At 59.5% G+C, this 8,647-nt stretch carries 6 protein-coding genes and 1 CRISPR repeat array; of the genes, 1 reads left to right on the top strand and 5 read right to left on the bottom strand.

Annotated elements, in window-relative coordinates; translation table 11 throughout:
• Positions 1–59 precede the first annotated feature (59 nt).
• Positions 60–1,360: a CRISPR direct-repeat array (repeat unit 36 nt; unit sequence GTTTCCAATTTCTAGGGATCCCCCCGAAGGGGGAAC).
• Between the two features lie 278 nt (positions 1,361–1,638).
• The 5 genes from ACVWZG_RS12315 to gcvP form a co-directional block, all read right to left on the bottom strand.
• A complete protein-coding gene (locus ACVWZG_RS12315; RefSeq protein WP_414381618.1) occupies positions 1,639–3,294 on the bottom strand; it encodes an ABC1 kinase family protein in 1,656 nt (551 codons plus the stop codon).
• Between the two features lie 45 nt (positions 3,295–3,339).
• Positions 3,340–3,921, bottom strand: a complete 582-nt coding sequence (locus tag ACVWZG_RS12310) for a peroxiredoxin family protein (RefSeq protein WP_011431812.1) — start codon at positions 3,919–3,921, stop codon at positions 3,340–3,342.
• 37 nt (positions 3,922–3,958) lie between these two features.
• A complete protein-coding gene (locus ACVWZG_RS12305; RefSeq protein ID WP_457404727.1) occupies positions 3,959–4,396 on the bottom strand; it encodes an SRPBCC family protein in 438 nt (145 codons plus the stop codon).
• A 2-nt stretch (positions 4,397–4,398) separates the two neighbouring features.
• Positions 4,399–4,962, bottom strand: coding sequence for a hypothetical protein (locus tag ACVWZG_RS12300; RefSeq protein ID WP_457404725.1), 564 nt, complete (start codon positions 4,960–4,962; stop codon positions 4,399–4,401).
• A gap of 148 nt (positions 4,963–5,110) precedes the next feature.
• Positions 5,111–8,077, bottom strand: coding sequence for an aminomethyl-transferring glycine dehydrogenase (gcvP, locus tag ACVWZG_RS12295; RefSeq protein WP_457404722.1), 2,967 nt, complete (start codon positions 8,075–8,077; stop codon positions 5,111–5,113).
• Positions 8,078–8,270: 193 nt separating this feature from the next.
• Between gcvP and psbU the strand changes: the two genes are divergently transcribed.
• Positions 8,271–8,639, top strand: coding sequence for a photosystem II complex extrinsic protein PsbU (psbU, locus tag ACVWZG_RS12290; RefSeq protein WP_414418866.1), 369 nt, complete (start codon positions 8,271–8,273; stop codon positions 8,637–8,639).
• Positions 8,640–8,647 lie beyond the last annotated feature (8 nt).

Here is an 8,647-nt window from a genome sequence, read left to right as displayed (position 1 = left end):
CCCCCCGAAGGGGGAACTACCATAGAAAATCCAGCAATACTAATTAACAAATCCGGATCGTTTCCAATTTCTAGGGATCCCCCCGAAGGGGGAACAAGAAGAAGTAGTTCAGGGATTCGGAACAGAAGGCGCAGTTTCCAATTTCTAGGGATCCCCCCGAAGGGGGAACTTTTATTCGGACCCAGACAGAGGGTTATTACTATTCTTTGTTTCCAATTTCTAGGGATCCCCCCGAAGGGGGAACATCTACTCGGTGGTCCAGCATAATGAATGGGCCAATCCGTTTCCAATTTCTAGGGATCCCCCCGAAGGGGGAACCACTTCTGGGTCTCACTACGGACTGAGCTCAACGTGTTTCCAATTTCTAGGGATCCCCCCGAAGGGGGAACGTCGTATATGCGCGTTATCACACGTACATACGATCCGTTGTTTCCAATTTCTAGGGATCCCCCCGAAGGGGGAACTACGGAGTACGTATATGTTCCCCATCTGAATCGCGTTCAAGTTTCCAATTTCTAGGGATCCCCCCGAAGGGGGAACTAACGAGCCAAAGGCGCTTGGGATTACTTCCCTCACGTTTCCAATTTCTAGGGATCCCCCCGAAGGGGGAACTCCGCTCAGAGCGCTGCGAGTATATTCGCGACATCGCGTTTCCAATTTCTAGGGATCCCCCCGAAGGGGGAACAGTGATTGGAGGTTACTCCAATGAGCATTCGTAAGTGTTTCCAATTTCTAGGGATCCCCCCGAAGGGGGAACTTTCTTACGATGTTCAAGTTCGCTTGATTGGTTTCCCGTTTCCAATTTCTAGGGATCCCCCCGAAGGGGGAACCACAGCACAGTTACTCGCTGTACTTTGTTGTGATGAAGTTTCCAATTTCTAGGGATCCCCCCGAAGGGGGAACTTCACTACCCAAAGGTGGACCCGCCTTACACGGCGGTGTTTCCAATTTCTAGGGATCCCCCCGAAGGGGGAACTGGCCCCAGATAGCAAGGGTCAGTCATGCCCTTCTGGATGGGTGTGTTTCCAATTTCTAGGGATCCCCCCGAAGGGGGAACCTTATCTAGAGGTAGTTTGGGTAGTAAACTATTTTCGTGAGTTTCCAATTTCTAGGGATCCCCCCGAAGGGGGAACCAGACAGCAGAACGCTGGGATCTCCCTCATATTCACGTTTCCAATTTCTAGGGATCCCCCCGAAGGGGGAACTGGGAAGTACAAGACTGTTGTCTATGCGCAAGACTTTACTGAGTAGTTTCCAATTTCTAGGGATCCCCCCGAAGGGGGAACATCCTGAAGACGTACGTCAGATGGGTGGTGACTATGATGTTTCCAATTTCTAGGGATCCCCCCGAAGGGGGAACTCCACCCCTATTAAACCCAAGCAGGGCAAGGAATGCAAGACCCATTTGCGAGGGATCCGGAAAAAAGTCGGCAAAAAGAGTTTTGGCGAGGGGGTTTTGGGGCCGGAAAGCCTTGTGGCGCAAGGCGTCGAGGGATCGAACGAAAGAATCGGCCTTTGCGGCTTTTGGCGGATCGCTCGCGGAGGCGTTGATACCGTTTTGGTGTTCTTTTGGAAACATCGAGATCCAGACAAGGGCAGTAGGGCCCTGAGTCCACTGATGAGCCAACCTCAGCCAATCTAGCCGCGCAGGCGACCGGAGCGCAGGATGCTGATGACGAGCCACAGCCCCAACAGGCTGGCCGCCCCGAACAGGAGTTCGCTCAGCCCAAAGACCTGAAACCGCTGCGTCTGAGCCGAGATGATGGCAGCCCCGACGATCAGAGAGCCGACCACAATGCTGTAGGAAAGGCGGTTGGCCGACTGATCCAGGCTGCTGCGGATCCCGTCCAGCTCTTGGATGGTCAAGTTCCAGCGCTGGGTTTCCGAGGTGATGCGGCTGAGCAGCAGCTCCATCTGGCGCGGCGATTGCAGAGAGAGATTTTTCAAATCCAAAGCCGTGCGCAGCAGCGAGGGCAGAGGGGCCTCCCCCAGCAATTGCGCCCGAAACACATCCGCCATCAGGGGGCGAAGCTGCTCCGGCAGGTTGTAGCCGGGGGTGAGCTGGCGGGCGATCCCTTCCAAATTGGCCAGCGCCTTGGCACAGAGGCCCAAATTGCCGGGAATGCGGATCTGGTTGCGCCGAGCCGCCTGCAGGATCTCAGAAAAGAGCTGGCTGAAGTTGAGTTCCGCAATGCTCAGGGTGTAGTACTGCCGCAGAAGGCGCTCGTAGTCGCTTTGGAGCTGGGCCAAGCTAACCGGCTGCTCCCGCAAGCGGGCCGTGGATCTTTCCGGCAGGGCCAACTCCAGGGTCAATTCGGCACAGCGCTGGGCATCGAGGCTGACAATGGCCAGCATCAGCTCCAGCAGAATCTGCTGCGTACGCGGATCCAGCCGCCCAATCATGCCGCAATCCAGCAGGGCCACGCGACCGGATCCCAAGTAAAAGAGGTTGCCGGGGTGGGGATCGGCGTGGAAATAGCCATCAATGCAGATCTGCTGGAAAAAAGCGCGGGTCAAGAGGCGGGCGATGTTTTCCGGGTCCGCGTCGCTGCGATCCGCCTCCAACAGGGGCCGGCCCTCGATCCACTCCAGCGTCAACACCTTTGGGGTGGTGAGAGGCCAATGGATGCGCGGCACCACCAGTTGGGCCGGATCAAACCAACGCCCCCTTTGCAACTGTTGGCGGAGCTGCTCGGTGTGGCGGGCCTCTTGGGTAAAGTCCAGCTCTGCTTGAATGGCCCGGCAGAACTCATCCGCCAAGGCCACCACATCTGCCAACCTGCCGAACTCCGTTTGCGCCACCAGCTCGGCAATGCCCCGGATTAGCCGCGTATCCCGCTCCACCACCGCCTCCAGCCCGGGCCGCTGGATCTTGAGGGCCACCCACTCGCCGCTGACCAGACAAGCCCGATGGACCTGGGCAATGGATCCCGCCGCAACCGACTCTGTGTCCAGGCTGCTGAACACCTGCTCCAACGGCTGCCGCAACTGCTGGCGCAGCAGGATCTCCACCGCATTCCAGGGAACAGGAGGTACGTCGGCCTGCAGAGTGCTGAGGGCCTCGATGTACTCTCGCGGCAACAGGTCCGGACGGGTGCTCAGCAGTTGGCCCAGCTTGACATAGACCGGCCCCAGATCCACCAAAATGTTGCGCAGCACCATTGGGGGGGGCAGTTGGGGTTCCCCAGCCTTGCCAAAAGAGAGCAAGCGGCGCATGTAGTCCCAACCGTGGCGCAAAACCACCTCCAGGATCTCGGCCTGACGCGCCCCACTCTGGGCCAGACGGGCAAACATCGCAGTCTCTCTCCCTGGAAGTCCAATGGCAGAGAAGCCCGATCCCTAGAAAAAGGGGATAGGGGCCACCCTACGGGTTCCATCCCAGCCGGTTTGCAGCCCCTCCCGCAACACCCGCAGCACCTCATCGGTATCGGCATTGGGCTGGGCAAAGGAGAAAACATGCTTGAAGCGCAGTTTGCCCTCCCGATCCACAACGAACTGGGCCGGCAGGGGTGCTCCCAAAGCTTGGCCAACCCCATAGAGGCGGAAGGTTTTGCACTCGGGATCCACCAGCAGCGGGTAAGGCAGCTGCAGGTCTGCTTGAATCTGCTGGCTTTGAACCGGATCAGTGCTGGTGACCATCAGCAGCTCGGCCCCCAAGGCTTGGATCTCGCCGTAGCGGGCTTTCAGCTCTTGGATGTGGGGGTAGCAAAAAGGGCAAAAAAGCTTTTCGGTGAAGATACGAGTAAAAGCCAGAACCACCGGCTTTTGGCCGCGGTAGTCCGATAGCCGCACGGGATCCCCTTGCACGCGCGGCAGCTCAAAATCGGGGGCAATCTGGCCGATTTCCAGAGAAGTGTTGGCTGGTTGGGGGATGAAGTTGTCGGCAAAGCGACGGTTAAACAGTCCGCTGTTGCTGGTCATTGCAGTTTTTTACGTTTCTTTACTACTTGCCACCAGCCTAACCCAAAGCCTCGGCCACTGCCTTCAGCCGTCGGAGCTGGGCCCGCATATCCTGCTGGGTCAGCCCCGCTGCCAACAGGTAAAACCCTGCCGCCACCCAGGGACTGGGGATGCGGAAGTCGAAGCAATTGACCAGGAGGGTACCCTCCGGCTGGGGATGGCACTCCCAGCGGTCGGTTCCTTCAAAAAACCCCTCAAACTGCCACTGCACCAAGCCTTCTGCCCGCTCTGTAATCACGCAATCCAAGCTGGGGGATACAAACGGCAAGCGAAGGAAAAAGCGGTAGCGGCTGCCCAATTCCGCCAGAGGGGATCCCACCGCCTCACAGCCCAACAGCGGGTTGAGCCAGCGCTTCATCAACTCCAGGTCGGTGAGGCAGCGATCCACCTGGGCCACGCTGGCCGCAATCTGAATCGACTGGGTGTAGACAGGCATCCTCAGGGGGAAGTTGGGGGAGTGAGCTTGGCTGAAGAGAGGTCTTCTGCTGGGGCAGGGGGGGATACGGTGCTGAGCAAGATCAAGATATCGCGGTATTCCACCTGATCCGGCCCCCGACGGGGGGATCCCACTTGCACCACCGCCTGTTGGAGAGGCTTTTTGGGGTGGGGGGGAGACTCGAACACCAAGGTGCGGATCCCATTGGCCTGCTCGATGTCCGAGAGGATGTCCCAGCCCCGGCCCCACAGGGTGCGGCGGTAGTAGGCGGCAATCGCCTCCAGAGGCTGAGAGGTCTGCAAGATCAGGGAGGCAAGGCCCCCCTGCCGATCTCGAATCTGCCCTGAAGAGACGATGACAGCGTTGGGCAACTGCAAGTGAGGGGGAAACTGAGGGGGAAGGGCGCGGGCATCTCCTAGGGAAGCCTCAAAGTGCGTGCCATCTTTGCCGATGTGACGCCGCACGGGATCCTGATCCACTTCTTGAGCAACCGGATCAGGCATCTTGCGGCAGGCCACGAGGGATCCCGCCAACAGCCCCAGGGTTAGCCGAGTAAGAATAGGCAAAGAACTTGGCCCCACTGACGTGAACCGCTCAAGACGGGAATTTTTTCTCATCCGTTGGCCAGGGATCCCTGACTGGTTATAGCGGATCCCGCCTTTGGATACAACTGAACCTCCTCTTCTGATTCCGAGCCAGGCTCGAAAGCAGCCATCATTCCTCCAACCAGGGCTGACAACTGCACACCAGGTGGCGATCCCCGTAGGCGTTGTCGATGCGGCTGACGCTGGGCCAGAACTTGTGGGCCTTGACCCAAGGGAGCGGGTAGGCGGCCAGCGAGCGAGGATAGGGGCGATCCCAGTGGTCGGCAGCCACCACCTCGGCGGTGTGGGGGGCCAGCTTGAGGGGATTGCGCACCGGATCCATCTCGCCTCGCTCAATGGCGGCAATCTCCTGGCGGATGGCAATCATCGCCTCGCAGAAGCGATCCAGCTCCTCCAGAGATTCGCTCTCGGTGGGCTCCACCATCATTGTCCCCGGCACCGGCCAGGAGATGGTGGGGGCGTGGAAGCCATAGTCCATCAGGCGCTTGGCCACATCTTCCACCTCGATGCCAGCGCTTTTTTTCAGGGGGCGCAAATCCAAAATGCACTCGTGGGCCACCCACCCCCCCGGCCCCTTGTAGAGCACCGGGTAGTAGGGATCCAACCGCTTGGCGATGTAGTTGGCGTTGAGGATGGCCACTTGGCTGGCCAGGGTGAGGCCGGCGGATCCCATAAGGCGAATGTAGGCCCAGGAGATGGGCAAGATGTTGGCACTTCCCCAGGGGGCAGCGCTGACGGGGCCGTTACAACCGGGCAAAACAGGATGGCCAGGCAAATAGGGCACAAGGTGAGGGGCCACGGCAATGGGCCCTACCCCCGGCCCACCCCCCCCGTGGGGAATGCAGAAGGTCTTGTGCAGGTTGAGGTGGCAGACATCCGCCCCCAGCTCAGCAGGACGGCAGAGACCTACCTGGGCGTTGAGGTTGGCCCCATCCATGTACACCTGTCCCCCCGCCTCGTGGATTATCTGGCAAATCTCGCGGATCCCTTCCTCAAACACGCCGTGGGTAGAAGGGTAGGTGATCATCAAGGCGGCCAGCCGCTCCCCGTGCTGCTCCACCTTGGCCCGCAGATCCTCAATGTCGATATTGCCGGCTTCATCACAAGCTACGCTCACCACCTGCATCCCCGCCATCACGGCGCTGGCCGGGTTGGTTCCGTGGGCCGAGGTGGGGATCAAGCACACCTGCCGTCGGCCTTCCCCTCTGGCTTGGTGGTAGCGGCGGATGGCCAACAGGCCGGCATATTCCCCCTGAGATCCGGCATTGGGCTGCAGAGAAACTCCGGCAAAGCCGGTGATCTCCGCCAGCATCTTTTCCAACTGGGCAAAGAGGGCTTGGTAGCCGCGGGCCTGCTCCAGGGGCACAAAAGGATGGAGCTGGGCAAACTCCGGCCAGGTGACCGGCATCATCTCCACCGTGGCATTCAGCTTCATGGTGCAAGAGCCCAAGGGGATCATGGAATGGGTGAGAGCCAGATCCCGGCTTTGCAGGCGGTGGATATAGCGCAGCAGCTCAGTTTCCGAGTGGTAACGGTTAAAGACCGGATGGGTGAGGTAGGGGGTGGTGCGCAGGAGCTGGGGCGGCAGGCTCTGGCCCAAGTCCAGCTCTGGGCTGTCGGGATCCCAAGCTGGCGGTAAGGACTCCGTTCCGCTGCGGGGAAGGGTTCCGGCGAAGATCTCCCACAGATCCCGCAGATCCTGAGCGGTGGTAGCCTCATCCAAGCTGATCCCCAGCGTCCGGTCATCGATCTGGCGTAGGTTGATCTGTCGCTGGGCAGCGCCGGCCTGGATCGCCTGCACCTGCTCTGGAGAAGCTACCTTGACCCAGAAGGTATCGAAGAAATGCTCGGGCCCCACCTCATAACCCAACTGACGGATCCCGGTGGCCAAGTGATGGGCCTGGCGGTGGATGCGCTCGGCTATGTGTCGCAAGCCGCGGGGGCCGTGGTAGACGGCATACATAGAAGCCATCACCGCCAAAAGCACCTGGGCAGTGCAGATGTTGCTGGTGGCCTTGTCCCGCCGGATGTGCTGCTCGCGGGTCTGCAACGCCAAGCGCAGGGCTGGCTTGCCTTGAGCATCCTGAGAAATCCCCACCAGCCGTCCTGGCAGCAGCCGCTTGTGGGCCTCGCGGGTGGCGAAGTAAGCCGCATGGGGGCCGCCATAGCCCAAAGGCACGCCGAAGCGCTGGGTGGATCCCACCACGATGTCCGCTCCCCACTCTCCTGGGGGTTGCAATAGGGTTAAGCTGAGCAGGTCGGCAGCCACCGTCACCACCATCCCCTTCTGGTGAGCCTGCTCCACCAACTGCCGGTAGTCCCGGATTTCCCCAAAGGTGTTGGGATATTGCAACAGCAGCCCAAAGCCCTTCTCCGGGCAAAACTCCGCCAGATCCGTCACGCGCACCTGGATCCCCAAGGGCTCTGCCCGCGTCTGCACCACTGCAATCGTCTGGGGATGACAGCCCCGATCCACCCAGAAAACTGGGGATCCCCTGCCTGCCAAGGTGTAGGCAAGAGCCATGGCTTCGGCGGCTGCGGTGGCCTCGTCCAGCAGGGAAGCATTGGCGATCTCCATCCCCGTCAGGTCGATCACCATCGTCTGGAAGTTGAGCAGGGCTTCCAACCGTCCCTGGGCAATCTCAGCTTGGTAGGGGGTGTAGGGGGTGTACCAGGCAGGGTTTTCCAGGATGTTGCGCTGAATCACCGGTGGCGTCAGGGTGTTGGAATAGCCCATGCCCAAAAAGGAGCGCCACACCTGGTTCTGGGCCGCCATTGCCTGCAGTTCCGCCAACACCTGCTGCTCAGGGCAAGGGGATCCCAATTGCAAAGGCTGGCTGCTGCGAATGGCCGGCGGCACCGCCTTCTCCACCAGCTCCTGCAGCGAACTCAGCTCCAACACTTGCAACATCTGCCCAATTTGCCGGGCATCCGGCCCAATGTGCCGTCTGAGAAAGAGTTCGGTCTGCCCCAGCAACTCCAGCTCCGGAGAAGGCGTGGGTTGTGGGATCCCTGGAGATGGATCCCGGCTGGGGGGGTCAAGTCGAGTCGAGTGGAGAAGGGCCAAGTCGGACATGGTGCGATAGCCGAGAAAGGGAGAGCAAGAAAGACTGTCTCCTGATCATAGTTGTTAAAAATTGTTTCTGTCGGGATCCAAATCCTGTCTTGGCCCTCGATTCGGGGTGGAGGGGATGAGACACTAGATGGTCGGAGAATGTTAGCAATCTATACAGATGAGCCTTTTGGATTCTGCTTGGAGAAGTGATGCTATGCGTTGGCTGCTGTCCATCTTGGTTCGTATCTTGTTGGTGCTCTGTCTGTGCCTTACTCCCTTGGGGATCCCTGTTGTGGCCAGGGCCGCAGAGCTTCCCCCGGTAAAGCACTTGGACACTCCGATTGACGTGAACAACACCATCTTGCGCAACTACCGCCAACTGCCCGGCTTCTATCCCACCCTAGCTCGCATCCTGGTGAAAAATGCCCCCTACAAGAGCCTGGAAGACATGTTGCAGATCTCAGGCCTGACAGAGCAGCAAAAGGCCCTGATCAAAGCCAACGCCGAGAACTTCGTGTTTGGCGAGTATCAGGAAGGGGCTAACCAACTGGAAAACCGCATCAACCAAGGGTACTACGGCTGATCTCGGCA

This window comes from Thermostichus sp. OS-CIW-33 (assembly GCF_054059615.1).
Note: the sequence above shows the minus strand (reverse complement) of the source record. Positions and strands in the feature narration are given on the sequence as shown.

Bases quoted from the DNA above. Each gene is read 5' to 3' on its own strand.
- ACVWZG_RS12315 (WP_414381618.1), bottom strand. From the start codon at position 3,294: ATGTTTGCCCGTCTGGCCCAGAGTGGGGCGCGTCAGGCCGAGATCCTG.
- ACVWZG_RS12310 (WP_011431812.1), bottom strand. From the start codon at position 3,921: ATGACCAGCAACAGCGGACTGTTTAACCGTCGCTTTGCCGACAACTTC.
- ACVWZG_RS12305 (WP_457404727.1), bottom strand. From the start codon at position 4,396: ATGCCTGTCTACACCCAGTCGATTCAGATTGCGGCCAGCGTGGCCCAG.
- gcvP (WP_457404722.1), bottom strand. From the start codon at position 8,077: ATGTCCGACTTGGCCCTTCTCCACTCGACTCGACTTGACCCCCCCAGC.
- psbU (WP_414418866.1), top strand. From the start codon at position 8,271: ATGCGTTGGCTGCTGTCCATCTTGGTTCGTATCTTGTTGGTGCTCTGT.